Raw genomic sequence first — 13,347 nt, forward strand, 5'->3', positions numbered from 1 at the left:
TATCTCTTATCTTGACCAGATGGATTGACTTCAAGGGGTGACAAAACTTAAGCACTACTCGAACATCTCGACGCTAGATGTTAAGTCTGATTGCCCAGCCATTCTCAACAAGCACTGTTTATTGAGAATGACCGGGGGAACTCTGAAATTTTCGGCTTAGTTGGTGGCAGCTTGCCGCCAACTCACTCCTCTAGATAAGTATTTTGACTCAGGCATCTTCCTCTTTTGAGACGTTGTGACACTTAGGGTGCGGAATGTGGGCTTGAGCCTTGCTGTCCTTTACTGAATTTGACACAACGAATCCCAGTTCCCCGTCGGTTATCTAGCGAACGAACTATATATGTTTCTAAGTGGGGACCACAATTGAAGCGAGTAGCAGTAGTCAGACGGATCGGCTCTATTTGAATTTGAGCGAGGCTGGGCAAAGTTGCCACCAACAGGGCTATACCGCTTAATACGATAGTCTTGACAGAACGTAGATTCATAATTTTTTCCTGAAATTGGGAAGCCGTGTTTACTTGCTAATTTCAGAATATTCGGAGTCTAAGGGTGATGTCAGTCCCAAAATAAGTGGAAATTGACGATTTCAATCGTTTCTACTTTCAGTAATAAAATGGAGGAACGTGGAAATTTATAGGAGTTTTCATAAGAATGAGTTATGGGCAAGGAGCTTAAACTCTTTGTTGGGAAAACTTGTCGATACCTCAGTAACGTGAAAAGTGTTATATAGCGTTTCCCAATCTCATGAGGTACACCAAAATCTTAACTCCTGACTCCTGACTCCTCAAAACCTAAGACTCTGTACCTCACAACTATGGGAATTGCTATAGTTTTAGCCAATTAAGTTAAAGAAAGCGATCGATTTTCTTCTAATTGGTGATTCTAGCGACCGAGGAGAGAATGACGGGTTCTCAAAAATCCTCGAAAATCGGGGCTAGGGTCGAGCCAGACATTCCCGAATCTTCCTCTGTATCCTCTCGATCGATTAACCGTTTCAGGGTTTCGATTTCCCCGTTGAGACTGACAACCGTCGCCGTCACCTCCTCGATTACCGTTCTCATTTTTTGTTCAACGATTCGTTTAACGAGTTGTTCAACATTGTTCTCTTGATCATTAGACCTCTTGCAAAAGTCTTAAGTCGATCCTTGTACAGCAACATTTTTGAAGATTATCAACTACTAATAAATAATTAACTGAAAGTCCCTCCTATTATTGTTTCTATCGTTTGTTTTCGGATTTATGCAAGAGGTCTGTTGTTAACTGGTCACTGTTGACTGTTAACTGTTCCGCGATCGCCAGACTTGACCATGAGAGTAATTTCAGCAGACAAACTACCGTCAGGATTCGAGAATGATTCTTCATGGCTTGGGCGGAATGAAATCTTTCAACTACCGATTCTTACTATAAAGCAGAACTGGAAGTTTATCCCTTAATAAACTCCACATTATTTTCCATCTGTTCAATTGTTTTGACAGAAATTAATTCCAGAATTTGGCGTAATTGTTCCCCAATAGAGTAACGTTGTTGAGGGGCGAGTATTATTCCTTGATGAGATTTACCTTCAGTTAAATACTGAGTGTGTAAGCGGTAAAAATCGCCCCGATTGAAAGTGTATAACACCCTTCCTTGACCAGTAGCATAGTCTAATTGTTCTGAATCGGAGCGTCCCAACATTCCTGCTTCTGTAGCCGTTATTACATCGACTCCTCTAGCTCTTAAAGCCGCTACAAGGCTCTGATCCATCGAGTCTTCATCCAAATATAAGGCTCTTCTCGACTTTGTGTGATAATTTTTGCTTATGTAAGGTTAAATGCTTACTGGGCAAGACTTTTAGGACTATTTTGAAAGAAGAAACTATCAGTATAGACCTCGTTTACACACAGAAACCAGAAGAGCCTGGTTTATATAGCGTTTCCTGTTCGCAAGAGGTACATTATCGATGTTGAAAAGCTTAATTAGGGTTTGCTGAATAAATCTAAAAACCTTGTTGGATAAGACTTTTAGACTTTTTTGAAATCCAAAAGTGCCGGGCATGGGAGTGATCAGGGGGAAAATCCCTGGACTTTTTCCCTGAAAATTGGGTAATTGACCACCTGAAAATCGGTAAAACCCTACACCCTACACCCTACACCCCACACCCTGCCCCCACGAAAAACTTTTTCAGCAAACCCTATCTAAATGGTTGCCTTTTTTAACTTTTTTATTGATCTCATTAAGCATTTCTACTTATTGCAAAGGTGAGATGCTCCCTATTTCGAGTTTGTCCACTGATGGGATGTTTCACGCTATTAATATTAGTGCCTTGAGCCTCTCCTAGATTAACGCGATCAGATGAACTAGCTATTTGCAGGGGTAACTCTTCTATCTGTCCTTGTAACTCTTCTGGGTGAATAGACTGTAATTGTTGCAAAATAGATTTGTCTTCTAGCAAGGCACAAAGTTTACGAAAATAGAAATTTGTTGAATTAATAGGGGACTCTGATTCTGGCATAATCATAAATTGCTAAGGCCTCTCTTTAAACTTTATCACGAAAACAAAGATAGTTAAGCAAAATAATTGATTAACTATACTGACAGGGGGACAAGCGAGCTAGAAAACTTGCCAACAAAGGCTTCAGGCTTCTCTCACTAGAAATAGATCTAGCGATTCTAGGCAAAAGCTAACGAAAAACTAGGGATAGGAGCGAGCTTACTAGGAATTATTATTAATAAGTTAGAAATGGTGTGGCGAACTTTTTCGAGCTAAAACCATGAAAAGCTTATGCTATATGAATTTCAGCCTTCTTGTCCCCCTGTCAGATTATTGATATAATTTATAGTTTTTTTCGAGATATTCTTTGATTTGCGCTCGTAAATCACTAGGCAAAATTACCTCTACATTCGGACCCCAACTACGCAATCGCATGATAACATTATGATCGCCAACACGATAGCAAAGCTTATAATAAACATCTTCGGAAGCGCAATTAACTTTTGCCAATAATTTTTCTCTTTGGATTTTTTTGGTGTTGTCTATTTCTGAGTCAATTTGCTCGATAATCATTTTCTTTACTTCTTGAATATTTTCGATTTTTTGAAAAGTAGAGTGACGGATTGTATTTTTAACATGACGCTGATAATAGTCTTGATCGAAACGCAATAACATCGTATTAAATTCACGATAAAAACTGAATCCATAAGCCAATTCTAATTGCTCTTGAATATAGTCGGGACTGTATAAATGATTAATTTTATCGTTTTTGTGTATCTGCGATCTAAGCCGTTTAGTTAGATCGGAAAAATCCCAAGCTATCTGTTTCAAAGATAATATCCTTTCTAACCGGTAGCCATACCATTGAAGTGCTTGAGAACTGTTTTGATCTGGTGTTTCTCCAAAAGCATACAAATAATAGGCTCTCTGAGAATAATGAATAGAAACAGGATAAATAATGTAGTAATTTGTTATATTTTTACTAGCACTATAGTATTTTATTTTAATAGGAGAAATTAGAGACTGTTTCCAAAATTCTTTTAAATTGTCTGCCCAATCTGCTACTTTATCCTGTAGAGCTTCAGGAACAATATATTCAGCTTGAATAAAAAATCTTTGATGTCCATTGATTTTAGTTGTTAGTAGTTCAGCAATAGTAGATAGACCATCATTGAGAAAACTTAACCAATTATTTTCAGTAATTATATCATTATTATGCTTAATTAAATTGCAATTATCTAATGAATTTAGAGATGAAGAGACAACTTTTTTATAGTGACCTTTAAGAGAAGCTGATTTAATTAATTTTGGCTGATTTAATTGGGCAAGTCGCTTAAAATTATTTCTTAAAGTTCGTTGGGTTACTTTAAAAATATGAGAAGATAAAATTTGTTGCAAATTTTCAGAGCTAAGTTGATATCTGGCAATTATTTGCTCTTGCCATTTTTGTTGATAAAATAGCGGATATTCTCCTAGTAGTAAATCTTCTAATTTTTTATTTTGAACATCTGGTATTTTTGTCCATAATTTATCTATCCAAGTAATACAGTCAAACCATTCTTGGTCTATTTCCACAAAAAAATCACTATTAAAATCATAAAAAGATTGCTCGATTATCCATAATCGTACAGCATTTTGTATTAAATTTAAGAAATTATCAATCTGTTTCTGATCAGACTTAGGATAATTCGCTAATCGAGATAATTCAGGGACAAGTTCTTCTAGAGTTGTGATAGTAGGTAAGGACATAGCCAAGTTAGAGAAAGGGAAAAATAGAGGGATTTCACTCCAATTATAAAAAAAGTAGGGAAACCCCCCTTTCCTTCCTTAAGGGAGCATCTCATTTATGCAAGTGAGTAATTATACTTGTCCTAAAACTGTTTTCCAGTAAGGCTTTCAAAATAGCTTGACATAAAGATTTAGGGGTTATAAAGGTGAGATGCTCCCGATCGCATAGGCATTAGCGTGGAACAAATTCTATTGTTTTATGCCGATGGAATGGGGGGTTTCTCAACATTTTTCGTGGGTTAGACACAATGCCTGAAAATCTAGAGTTTTCGTTGAGGTGCGTCGATGCCTTGCCCAGCAAGGCTTTGAGCCTTATGACTGAGGTAACTATTGCGAATCATTATTAATAATGTCTATGCTTTTCAATATCCCACGAAAAATTGCTGTACAATCCTTGTACAGCCTAGTTTTGCCAAGCTAGTCTTTTAACTTCTTAGCAAGTTTAATTAATGGAAACAAATAAGAACCCAAAAGATACCCCGAACAACACCGACTTTTAACTTCTTAGCAAGTTTAATTAATGGAAACTCACTACCAGCACACAAATGACCCCCAGTAGGAGGGGGTATATTACCTTTTAACTTCTTAGCAAGTTTAATTAATGGAAACTATTGGTTTCTTGGTACAAATATGAGTAACGAACCGTCTTTTAACTTCTTAGCAAGTTTAATTAATGGAAACGAAAGGAGGCCATTCAGGATGTTACGATCCTCAAAACTTTTAACTTCTTAGCAAGTTTAATTAATGGAAACAAAAGGCTCCATAAATACCAAAAAACCAAAACCAAAAGCCTTTTAACTTCTTAGCAAGTTTAATTAATGTGAAGCTAACGATTAGTGAATAAAAAATCTCCTACTTTAATTTTCTAAGGAGATTTTTTTACTAATAAAGGTGAGAGATAAGATTTTGTTTTTTCTAGATTACATAATATTGTGGAGGGGGTTCAGGGTGTTTGCTACCGATAGTTAAAGTTTTTGAGGTAGCATCTTTTGAGAGCCAATAAAATCTAACATTATCTTCTTCTGGTTTAACTTTTTTTTTGACTTTTTCATAAAGTTCTCGCATTTCCGCTAAAGATAAAAAGCACTCAAACACAGAAAACTGTACTCTTTTACCGTATCCTTCCAGAAAGTTAGATAATTTAGTGCGTCTTTTATTGTCAGGAATATCGTAAACAATTAATACTAACATTAGGAGGCTCGAAAGAAAGGTTCATAGGCTATAGATGACAGCAAGCTACGTTTATACAGCCGAATTTGTAATTGAATGGCTTCTCGGTAAGAAATCTGAGATGAAATTTGAGAATGGGTAACTTTTTCAGTCATTCGCTTCTCAAATTGATTCAGGAATAGTCGTCTCCCCTGTTCAGTTAAATAGATTCCTGGCTTTTCAGTTAGAGATTCAAAATCTTTAGATTTTAGGATAGATTGGTTAAATAAAGTTAACATTAAACTATCAACAATGGGCGACCGAAATTCTTCCATTAAATCGAAAGCTAAATAAGGTTTTTTCTTTTCACCATAATGAAAGTTACCCAAATAAGGAGAAAGACCTTCAGCAATAATTAAACTGAGAACATTGTTAAATAAAAGAGTGTAGCCAAAGCTTAAAAGAGCATTGACTGGATCAGTTGGAGGTTGACGATGACGTTGAGAAAAATTAAAGTCTGGGTTGATTATTAATTGTCCCAAAGCGGAAAAATAGCGAGCAGCACTAATCCCTTCGTAACCTCGTAAACTGTCAATATTATCTACCAACTTTAAAGCTTCAAGATCGGTATTAATCCCTGAAATTGCTTGTTCAATATCTAAAATATTGCGCTGACGATTTAATCTTAGTAATAACTGTTTAGAATTGATTAACTTGCCTCGAACAATAGCTTTGGATGTATTCAATTGAAATTGGTGATCATTCTGGTGTTGAAACTGTAGTAATTCCACATTCAAATTAGATGCTTCTTTACTCCAAAGGTGTCCTTTATATCGCCCAGAAAGACTGAGGAACAAGACAGTAATTCGTGATTCTAAACAGGTAGCGATCGCTGGAGTAGATAAATTAATATTGCCAAACAGAAGAATTCTTTCCACATCTCGAATGGGGACTTCTATTTTATCCTTGTCTGGTACATGAATAAGAAACCGAAACTGTTCTTTCAACAAGCTTGTTCCCTGTTCTAGTAAATATAATGTAGCCATTGTCTGATTCCAAACATTTTTTTGAGGACGTGGCGCAACTTGTATTTGTTGTTGCTTTGGATTGGAAGTATTAGTGAGGGTTTTAATTTCTACAGAAGACATGATTAATTGCTGAGATATTTCTTCTTTTTCTGGTTGTAACTCTTCTGCGTCTGAACTTTTTTTTTTCCAGTTGATAAATATTCGCCGACTCTCTGTGTTTTCCGATCTCCTTGTTTTTTCTTGGGTTTATCTACAGGAAAGATAGCATTTTCTAAAAAGCCATGACCTAAAAAACAAAACCCGTGTTCAAAGTCAGTAATTTGGGTTTTATCACGATTAATATTGAGCTTAAGAGAATCAAGTAGATCAACAACTTCCGAGTAAGCTTGTCTAATTCTTTCTTGAGTACGAGCTAAAATTAAAAAATCATCTGCATAGCGTACTAATTTAATATCCGAATTAGCAATAGTGTGATCAAATTTATCTAAATAGATATTAGCAAGCAAAGGAGAAATAACCGAGCCTTGAGGTATTCCTTTCTTTAGTAATTTCAATCCTTTCTCGCTTAATATGCCTGAAGAAATCCAAGCTTTGATCAGACATAAAATACCAGGGTGATCGATATATTGACGTAATTGGACAAGCAATATCTGATGATCGATATTATCGAAATACTGAACGATATCTGCATCTAACACCCATCGATATCCGAGATCACGCCAATCAGCGACTTTTTCTACCGCCTGAATATAAGATAGATTAGGACGATAAGCAAAACTACAAGGAGAAAAATGAGGTTCAACCAGAGGAGCAAGCACATTTAAAAGAGCTTGTTGAACAATTCGTTCTCTAACGGTTAGAATTCTTAATTCTCGCCATTTACCTCCTTCTTTAGGAATTTTGACTTGTTTGTAAGGGTGAGGGCAATAAGTGCTATTATACTTTAGACGTTCATAATCTGAGATTTATTAAACTTCTGAAATCGTAGAGTCAGCAAGGAATCCAGTTCTTTTTTATGTTTCAAATGGGCATCATTCAAACATTCATAAATGGCTGAAGAAAAATCAGAAAAGTTTTCATAGTATTTACCATACAAACATTTCTTTTTGACAAATTTCCACAGCCTTTCAATTAAATTTAGATTAGGCGAATAAGACGGCAAATAGAGTAGCTCTATTGACAAAGAAAGAGCCAATTCTTCAACAATTTTACATTTTTGATAGCGGGCATTATCTAAGACTAGAGTGATGGGAATAGTTATTCCTAAAGCAGCTATTTTTGACCGGAGTTCACAGACTTGAGTTGCTGTAATATAAGTGTCATTCGTAACCAGAATAACTTCATGAGTTATTGCATTTAATGCTCCTAAAACATTGAAGCGTTTACGCCCGCTCGGTGACTTAACAAAAAGTCTCTCAAAACACCAAACAAAACCGAGAAATGCTCCCATGACGAAGTGAGCGGCATCAACAAAAAAAACAGCCCTTTTTCCTTCTTTAGCCTCATTTAGTCTGGGTTCTAGCTTTTTTTCTTTGTAGTCCTCTTGTTCATCTGGGTCAGCTTTAGAAGGAAGAGAACCTACTTTTAAACATTTCATTCCCATTGATTTTAAAAATTTTCTCACTTGGGTAGGACTTCGTTTTATTCCCGTTAATTCTTCTATCCTATATACAGCTTCATTTATTGTGGCTGGTGGATTTTTCTCGAAGTATTTTTTGAGCGTTTCTTTTTGAGACTCTAATTCACTTTTAGGGCGATAGAAGTTGATTTCTTTTAATTTTTCTATTCCGCCTTCTTCATAATCTCGAAGATAGGTTAATAAGGTATTTGGCGAGATTCCTGCTAACTGACAAATTTTTTTGTGCGGTATCTTTTGGCTCTTTAACCAGAGAACTTCCATCTTCAGTTGAACCCGGGGATGGGGATGATGAAATCTTTCATAATACAGTGAGTTCTTTTCTTCTTCCGTGAATTCTAGGTTAATCATGTTTTTAATGAGTGCTTTGCTTCTAATTATGACTCTTAAACTATATTATTGTCCTTGAGTAAAAAATGCAAGTTGTAGCCGTGCAAAGTATAGATTTGCATAGTTGTTCTGAAATGGCATTCGTCTTCCCCTTGGCTTTTAAAAGTTAGTTTAGTTACCAAAATACAATCAATTACTTTTTTGATCGCTATAGGGAAACTCTGATTCCAATCATATAGCTGACCCACCAATACGTCTAGTTGTCGAAAACTTTAGATAAAATTTTCAGCGGACTGTCACAAAAGGGAAATGATTACTCTATTTAATCTCCCCAGTAGCAAATTAGATTATAGTTCATCTTTACGAGAAATACCTAATGCTTAGGTCTGAACGGATTGACGAGCATCTGGACTAGATTTGATCAGTTTGGGTAATAGCAATCCAGACTTCGCTTTGTAAGCGTCAAATTCAGGATAGCGGGAGAGGGAGCGGTCTTTTTTAAGCATATTGGGGATGAAGACACCGGCGATGAATCCACCCAAAACCAGAAAAGGCAGCCAATGTTGGGCTAACAGGGCAAAACCGAGATAGATTAAAATCTCTCCTAAATAGTTGGGATTACGACAACGACTAAAGAAGCCTTCGGTGATTAACCCTTTTCTATATTTAAGGGTAAAATACTTTTGGGCATCGCTACCGTAATGGAGAAATACCCCGATAATATTGATCGCTATGGCTGCGGATATTAAGGGAGCGGTGGCCGTGACCTTCTCGCTAATAATAATAAAAGGGGCGGCCCAATATAAACCGAGAACGATAAAGGTAAATATTCCCCCAGCCACCGATATTTCTTTTTCCCATTGTTGATCGGGATATAATCTATCTTTGATCAACCACATAATACCGTAAGTTCCGTGTAGAGCAAGGTATATCCAAGCGAGCGACGTAAAATTATTATAAAAAGCCATTAAGCCAAGTATAATTAGAAAAGTTAGGAACTTATGGCAATTAATCGCGTGTTTTATCTTCATTTCAAAGTTCAATTAATTCTAATTAAAGGTAAACAATAATTACTGAAGTTTAAATCTAACCTTAACAATTAAGAGATGTTTGACATCACGGGAGTAGGTCCAAACAATTTAATTATTTCGGATTGACCCGATATTCCCTCGAACCGTCAGGATAAACTATAATCTCGTCGATCCTAAAAAAGTGATCGTTTATTGCTACGACGAATAAAGACCAGAGGATCACCCCCAAACCAAAAAGCCAGACGGTTTTCCTGTTGATCGGTATGGTGACTTCATCGGGTAACTTAGGAATCTTCATAGCTCGATCGCCCCTCGCCACGGATAGCCCTTGACGGCAAATAAACTTGCTATGCTTAATACGGTTAGCAAAAAATCGCCCATGCCTACTTATTTTAATGACGGTAAGAATAGGATAACAGAAATGCGATCGAATCGACCATAACTTTTCAGGAAGCCCTTCTGCTCGATTCGTTGGTTGGCTTGGTTAACTCGATTGGACTAGGGAGAGGTCTATTACAATGATAATTCCGATGGATAAAAATGAAGAATTTCAACATTTAGAAGAGATGATCGCCAATAAAGTATCCGTGTCAAGAAGATACATCATCGTCAGTTTCCGAACGTCCCCTGGCTTGGTAAATAGAATCTCTTAGGTCGGCCAAAGAACTATCATCGCTTAAAGCACCTGCCTGTTGCAGAAAAATAGCTTTACTATTTGGCGAAGAGTTAGAAGGAAAGGAAGTCTTCAAGGTTTTAGCCTCTTGCTCTAATAAAGTATCGCTGCTTAATTGTTCTGATTTTGGAGTAATTGTCATAATTGCTCCTGATTATTTATTAATATCTTATCATAATGGGTATGGAAAAACTCTCAGTACAGGAAAAAAATTGTAAGGAATGAAGAAAATTGCGATGATTGGGCAGAGATTTCCTCGGACTAACTACCATCAGGGTTTAGGGATGATTCTTCATGGTTTGGACGGGCTGGAGTTTTAATTTTCCCTGAATCTTTGTAGCAGTTCTTCACGGGATAAATTAGCCAAAGAAAGAAGTAAACCGGTGCGTTCCGAGATGGGAAGTTGGGCGATCCGTTCCACCAGACCAGATAATTCCGAATCTAGGCTGCCAAAGCGTCCTTCCAGAAGACTGGCTATCATAGAGTGACGTTCTTCTAATTTCCACTCTTCCCTTTGTTGTAAATAAGCTGGTGATAAGTTCATGATGTCCTCCTGTTCTTCGGTACTTAAATTATCTCTCAATTCTAAGTTTTTGCGCCAGTTGGCCAGAATTTCTAATAAATTCTCTCGAAAAGGATTGCGTTATGGCAGTTCAACTAACTCTTCAACTGCTCGTTTTTGAGTTCCTCTTTTACCTAATACTCTTAACCATAAGGTGTCTTCATTTACTGGTAATTGATGAATGACAATGATACCCGCTTTGAGAGACTTCGCTAAAAAGTAAACCCCTGTTAACCAATTACTCTCATCGCTGTGAGTCCCGACATTGAAAAGGTTTCGGCTAAACAATCTTAGCCGTCACCGTCCCCACCACATACTGCTCCCTAAGAACAGCGATCGCCTCTCCAACTCTACAATACTCCAACGGGTATTGGTTAGGTGGTCGCCCGTTCCCTACTCCCACTTCATCACATAGAGTTCGTCCAGTTTGCACTCAAAAAACTGGGCTAGTTTGCCGGTGCTGAGACTGTCGAGCCTTTTAAGTCTGCCCCTGATCAGACTTCTGATAGTGGATTGGGCTACACCTGTCCGCTCCGACAGTTCGGCGATGTTTAAGCCTTTTTCAGCCATTAACGCCTCTAGGTTGCTGTAGAAGTACAGTTCCTTCTCCTTATCGATCCATTCTTCCGCTTCGCCGGTTTCCCAAATCATACTGATTCCTGCTTCCAATCATCTGAAAGCTCCCTTCGCTCGGCTTCTTCTCTAATCAGTTGCTCAATTGCTTCAGAACGAGTCACGCGGCGATCAAAGGCAAGCCTGTCCAAGATGTGGCTGGCAGATTCAGTCAGCATAAACTGCTTCTGCTTCTTGGTTTCACCATATTTTTCTCGTTCCGCTCTTTTGTCTATGACCGCAGGAAACCCCATATCTGTTTACCTCAACAACTTTTAACCAGTATAGCACTTCAGACATTTATCCCTTTAGATATTGACATATTGATATATTGAGGTAATGATGTAAGTAGTAAGCAGACTACGGGGAGAGAAACGTTACCTAGCCAAGATGATGAAACAGCAACACTATCGAATGACCTTAGAGGAGGCGATCGCCCTTCACCAGTGCGGTCTGATTTCTTCAACAGCCCTACTCTACTGTTACTTGAGGATTCGCCTAGCTCCTGGCTGGAAAATAACTCTACACCAAAGAGAGATTAGCCAACAGCTTGGAATCAGCAAAGCAGCTTTTTACAAAGGGATTCAGAGACTCAAAGACAAGAAACTAATCGACTGGGAAGCCCCTAACGGTGTCGTAGTAATTCTTGGACAAAATGGAGACTCATTGGACAAATCGGAGACTGTTGGACAAAATAGAGACTCATTGGACAAATCGGAGACTTCGTTGGACAAAATGGAGACTTCGTTGGACAAAATGGAGACTTTGACCCCATCAAAAACCTTACCAGTCAAAGCTTCCGTCGTTCCTCCAGATTCTTATCAGATTTTTATTAAATCTCTCTCAGATACGGCGAGAGAGAAATTTTTCAATTTTGTCAGGGAGAAGGTGAAAGACTTCAACCCACCCATCCACGACATAGAAGCATGGCTGGCCGGCAAGAACGGCGCGGGTAAAGAACGTTCCCGCGTGTATTACGATATGTTTCAAAGTGAAGTAGGAGAAGCCGATTGGGAGAACCACCCCAAACGAGAGGAGTGGATTGCTGAAATACGGCAAGGAAAAGGTCGTTTTGTAGCCCAAGGGGGACCACCAGAAGAGTGGGAGACAAGAAAAGCTTTTGCGGACTGGGCGATTACCAACAATTTAGTTTGGGGGAACAAATCTTGAAAAAACTCCCCAGGGAGCCGATGCGCCCCGAAAAGGAACCAGGAGCGGAGGTAGAAATCTGGCAGCCCCGCTGGAATTGCTTCTGCTGTCATGACAGTGGGATTGTCCACCACTATCTCGCTGCCCTTGTCATCGATGGTTTTGACTCCAACCTGGATAAACTGCCCCGCTGCCATAACCCCGGCTGCTATGCCGGCGGTCACTTTGACGGGGAAGTTTTGGCTCCTAGTGTGGATTATCGGCTGACTGCTGACATCTGCCAAGAACTCGATGCTATTGAGCGGGAGAATTGGCGGGATTACGTTCAAAAGAAACGGCTTGCTCTGAAAGTTGACCTATCGACTATCGGCAAAAGTTTGAGACAGTGCCAGCGCACATCGACCGAGGAAAGGTCAGCGCGGCAGAAACATCAGGCTGTTTTGGGGAAATTGAACGGTCTTTGCTGATTTCGGCGGTCGCTATCCTGGATATTTAGTCAACGCCCTAAATGAAACTGGCATTAACCTGATAGGAGATCAAATCTCCCTCGACAAAGAAGCTGAGGCCGTAGCGACCCGGTGTTAAATTGAGAGACAGTCGGTCGCCGTATTCAACCGAACCGACGACGGTGGCGACACCCTTACTATCAAATCGGACTAACTCGGTGATCACGTTGGGGTCGGTGGCGAGTTCCAAACGAAGGTTACGCGAAGTCCTGAATTTGAGTCTGTCCACACTATCCCAAACGCCGCAGCGATTAGTTTCCCCTAAATGACCGTCAACCTCGAAGCTTTTTCCCGTTTTAGCTTTTCCCAGATCGATCGCTCCGCCCCATTCCCGACTCAGATCGCGTCTGGCATAAATCTCGCCGTCCATTCCAGTAATGATGTCTCTGTTCATAGTTTACCTCCGCGAATTT

The 13,347-nt window shown here is 38.8% G+C and carries 17 protein-coding genes, 1 pseudogene and 1 CRISPR repeat array; of the genes and pseudogenes, 2 read left to right on the plus strand and 16 right to left on the minus strand.

The window, feature by feature from the left end; genetic code table 11:
* Nucleotides 1–242: 242 nt before the first annotated feature.
* The 15 genes and pseudogenes from O9290_RS19910 to O9290_RS19980 form a co-directional block, all read right to left on the minus strand.
* The gene (locus O9290_RS19910) at nt 243–485 is read right to left on the minus strand and encodes a hypothetical protein (RefSeq protein WP_288087424.1); all 243 of its coding nucleotides are present in this window, start codon (nt 483–485) and stop codon (nt 243–245) included.
* A 426-nt stretch (nt 486–911) separates the two neighbouring features.
* Nucleotides 912–1,061: a hypothetical protein gene (locus tag O9290_RS19915; protein WP_002763274.1), complete on the minus strand. Its 150-nt coding sequence runs from the start codon at nt 1,059–1,061 to the stop codon at nt 912–914.
* 361 nt (nt 1,062–1,422) lie between these two features.
* Nucleotides 1,423–1,743 (minus strand): DUF5615 family PIN-like protein, encoded by a 321-nt coding sequence (locus O9290_RS19920; RefSeq protein ID WP_288055226.1) that lies wholly within the window; start codon nt 1,741–1,743, stop codon nt 1,423–1,425.
* Nucleotides 1,744–2,212: 469 nt separating this feature from the next.
* Nucleotides 2,213–2,491, minus strand: coding sequence for a hypothetical protein (locus tag O9290_RS19925; protein WP_288054620.1), 279 nt, complete (start codon nt 2,489–2,491; stop codon nt 2,213–2,215).
* 309 nt (nt 2,492–2,800) lie between these two features.
* On the minus strand, nt 2,801–4,219 hold the full coding sequence (locus O9290_RS19930) for a TIGR03985 family CRISPR-associated protein (protein ID WP_288054618.1): 1,419 nt from the start codon (nt 4,217–4,219) through the stop codon (nt 2,801–2,803).
* Between the two features lie 461 nt (nt 4,220–4,680).
* Nucleotides 4,681–5,084: a CRISPR direct-repeat array (repeat unit 35 nt; unit sequence CTTTTAACTTCTTAGCAAGTTTAATTAATGGAAAC).
* Nucleotides 5,085–5,173: 89 nt separating this feature from the next.
* Complete coding sequence (cas2, locus tag O9290_RS19935) at nt 5,174–5,449, minus strand: CRISPR-associated endonuclease Cas2 (protein ID WP_002757558.1); 276 nt, start codon at nt 5,447–5,449, stop codon at nt 5,174–5,176.
* Nucleotides 5,449–6,555 (minus strand): CRISPR-associated endonuclease Cas1, encoded by a 1,107-nt coding sequence (gene cas1 / locus O9290_RS19940; protein ID WP_228020843.1) that lies wholly within the window; start codon nt 6,553–6,555, stop codon nt 5,449–5,451. The genes cas2 and cas1 overlap by 1 nt, the downstream gene beginning before the upstream one ends.
* A gap of 2 nt (nt 6,556–6,557) precedes the next feature.
* Nucleotides 6,558–7,400 carry a reverse transcriptase domain-containing protein gene (locus O9290_RS19945; protein WP_353852156.1) on the minus strand — a complete coding sequence of 281 codons (843 nt, stop codon included), beginning with the start codon at nt 7,398–7,400 and terminating at the stop codon, nt 6,558–6,560.
* Nucleotides 7,379–8,422: an IS630 family transposase gene (locus O9290_RS19950; protein WP_288087426.1), complete on the minus strand. Its 1,044-nt coding sequence runs from the start codon at nt 8,420–8,422 to the stop codon at nt 7,379–7,381. The genes O9290_RS19945 and O9290_RS19950 overlap by 22 nt, the downstream gene beginning before the upstream one ends.
* A gap of 359 nt (nt 8,423–8,781) precedes the next feature.
* Complete coding sequence (locus O9290_RS19955; RefSeq protein ID WP_288087427.1) at nt 8,782–9,432, minus strand: methyltransferase family protein; 651 nt, start codon at nt 9,430–9,432, stop codon at nt 8,782–8,784.
* A gap of 112 nt (nt 9,433–9,544) precedes the next feature.
* Nucleotides 9,545–9,730 (minus strand): hypothetical protein, encoded by a 186-nt coding sequence (locus O9290_RS19960; RefSeq protein ID WP_288087429.1) that lies wholly within the window; start codon nt 9,728–9,730, stop codon nt 9,545–9,547.
* 292 nt (nt 9,731–10,022) lie between these two features.
* On the minus strand, nt 10,023–10,247 hold the full coding sequence (locus tag O9290_RS19965; RefSeq protein WP_110580516.1) for a hypothetical protein: 225 nt from the start codon (nt 10,245–10,247) through the stop codon (nt 10,023–10,025).
* Between the two features lie 174 nt (nt 10,248–10,421).
* A pseudogene (locus O9290_RS19970) lies at nt 10,422–10,919 on the minus strand (hypothetical protein); the annotation flags it as partial.
* A 141-nt stretch (nt 10,920–11,060) separates the two neighbouring features.
* Entirely contained in the window at nt 11,061–11,318 is a 258-nt protein-coding gene (locus O9290_RS19975) for a helix-turn-helix domain-containing protein (protein ID WP_288087431.1), read from the minus strand.
* Nucleotides 11,315–11,533 carry a ribbon-helix-helix protein, CopG family gene (locus O9290_RS19980; RefSeq protein ID WP_288087433.1) on the minus strand — a complete coding sequence of 73 codons (219 nt, stop codon included), beginning with the start codon at nt 11,531–11,533 and terminating at the stop codon, nt 11,315–11,317. Before O9290_RS19980 ends, O9290_RS19975 begins: the two co-directional genes overlap by 4 nt.
* A gap of 136 nt (nt 11,534–11,669) precedes the next feature.
* Between O9290_RS19980 and O9290_RS19985 the strand changes: the two genes are divergently transcribed.
* A complete protein-coding gene (locus O9290_RS19985; protein ID WP_288087435.1) occupies nt 11,670–12,449 on the plus strand; it encodes a hypothetical protein in 780 nt (259 codons plus the stop codon).
* The gene (locus O9290_RS19990; protein ID WP_288087437.1) at nt 12,446–12,895 is read left to right on the plus strand and encodes a hypothetical protein; all 450 of its coding nucleotides are present in this window, start codon (nt 12,446–12,448) and stop codon (nt 12,893–12,895) included. The genes O9290_RS19985 and O9290_RS19990 overlap by 4 nt, the downstream gene beginning before the upstream one ends.
* A gap of 37 nt (nt 12,896–12,932) precedes the next feature.
* On the opposite strand, the gene O9290_RS19995 is transcribed toward O9290_RS19990, so the two are convergent.
* A complete protein-coding gene (locus tag O9290_RS19995; protein ID WP_288032655.1) occupies nt 12,933–13,328 on the minus strand; it encodes a hypothetical protein in 396 nt (131 codons plus the stop codon).
* Nucleotides 13,329–13,347 lie beyond the last annotated feature (19 nt).

Source organism: Microcystis sp. LE19-41.2A, from assembly GCF_027530405.1.
Lineage (GTDB): Bacteria > Cyanobacteriota > Cyanobacteriia > Cyanobacteriales > Microcystaceae > Microcystis > Microcystis aeruginosa.

What these genes read in the sequence shown, in the direction of transcription:
- O9290_RS19930 (WP_288054618.1), bottom strand. Translation starts at nt 4,219, where the DNA reads ATGTCCTTACCTACTATCACAACTCTAGAAGAACTTGTCCCTGAATTA.
- cas1 (WP_228020843.1), bottom strand. Translation starts at nt 6,555, where the DNA reads ATGTCTTCTGTAGAAATTAAAACCCTCACTAATACTTCCAATCCAAAG.
- O9290_RS19985 (WP_288087435.1), top strand. Translation starts at nt 11,670, where the DNA reads ATGATGAAACAGCAACACTATCGAATGACCTTAGAGGAGGCGATCGCC.
- O9290_RS19965 (WP_110580516.1), bottom strand. Translation starts at nt 10,247, where the DNA reads ATGACAATTACTCCAAAATCAGAACAATTAAGCAGCGATACTTTATTA.
- O9290_RS19915 (WP_002763274.1), bottom strand. Translation starts at nt 1,061, where the DNA reads ATGAGAACGGTAATCGAGGAGGTGACGGCGACGGTTGTCAGTCTCAAC.
- cas2 (WP_002757558.1), bottom strand. Translation starts at nt 5,449, where the DNA reads ATGTTAGTATTAATTGTTTACGATATTCCTGACAATAAAAGACGCACT.
- O9290_RS19920 (WP_288055226.1), bottom strand. Translation starts at nt 1,743, where the DNA reads ATGGATCAGAGCCTTGTAGCGGCTTTAAGAGCTAGAGGAGTCGATGTA.
- O9290_RS19950 (WP_288087426.1), bottom strand. Translation starts at nt 8,422, where the DNA reads ATGATTAACCTAGAATTCACGGAAGAAGAAAAGAACTCACTGTATTAT.
- O9290_RS19980 (WP_288087433.1), bottom strand. Translation starts at nt 11,533, where the DNA reads ATGGGGTTTCCTGCGGTCATAGACAAAAGAGCGGAACGAGAAAAATAT.
- O9290_RS19910 (WP_288087424.1), bottom strand. Translation starts at nt 485, where the DNA reads ATGAATCTACGTTCTGTCAAGACTATCGTATTAAGCGGTATAGCCCTG.
- O9290_RS19960 (WP_288087429.1), bottom strand. Translation starts at nt 9,730, where the DNA reads ATGAAGATTCCTAAGTTACCCGATGAAGTCACCATACCGATCAACAGG.
- O9290_RS19995 (WP_288032655.1), bottom strand. Translation starts at nt 13,328, where the DNA reads ATGAACAGAGACATCATTACTGGAATGGACGGCGAGATTTATGCCAGA.
- O9290_RS19955 (WP_288087427.1), bottom strand. Translation starts at nt 9,432, where the DNA reads ATGAAGATAAAACACGCGATTAATTGCCATAAGTTCCTAACTTTTCTA.
- O9290_RS19975 (WP_288087431.1), bottom strand. Translation starts at nt 11,318, where the DNA reads ATGATTTGGGAAACCGGCGAAGCGGAAGAATGGATCGATAAGGAGAAG.
- O9290_RS19925 (WP_288054620.1), bottom strand. Translation starts at nt 2,491, where the DNA reads ATGCCAGAATCAGAGTCCCCTATTAATTCAACAAATTTCTATTTTCGT.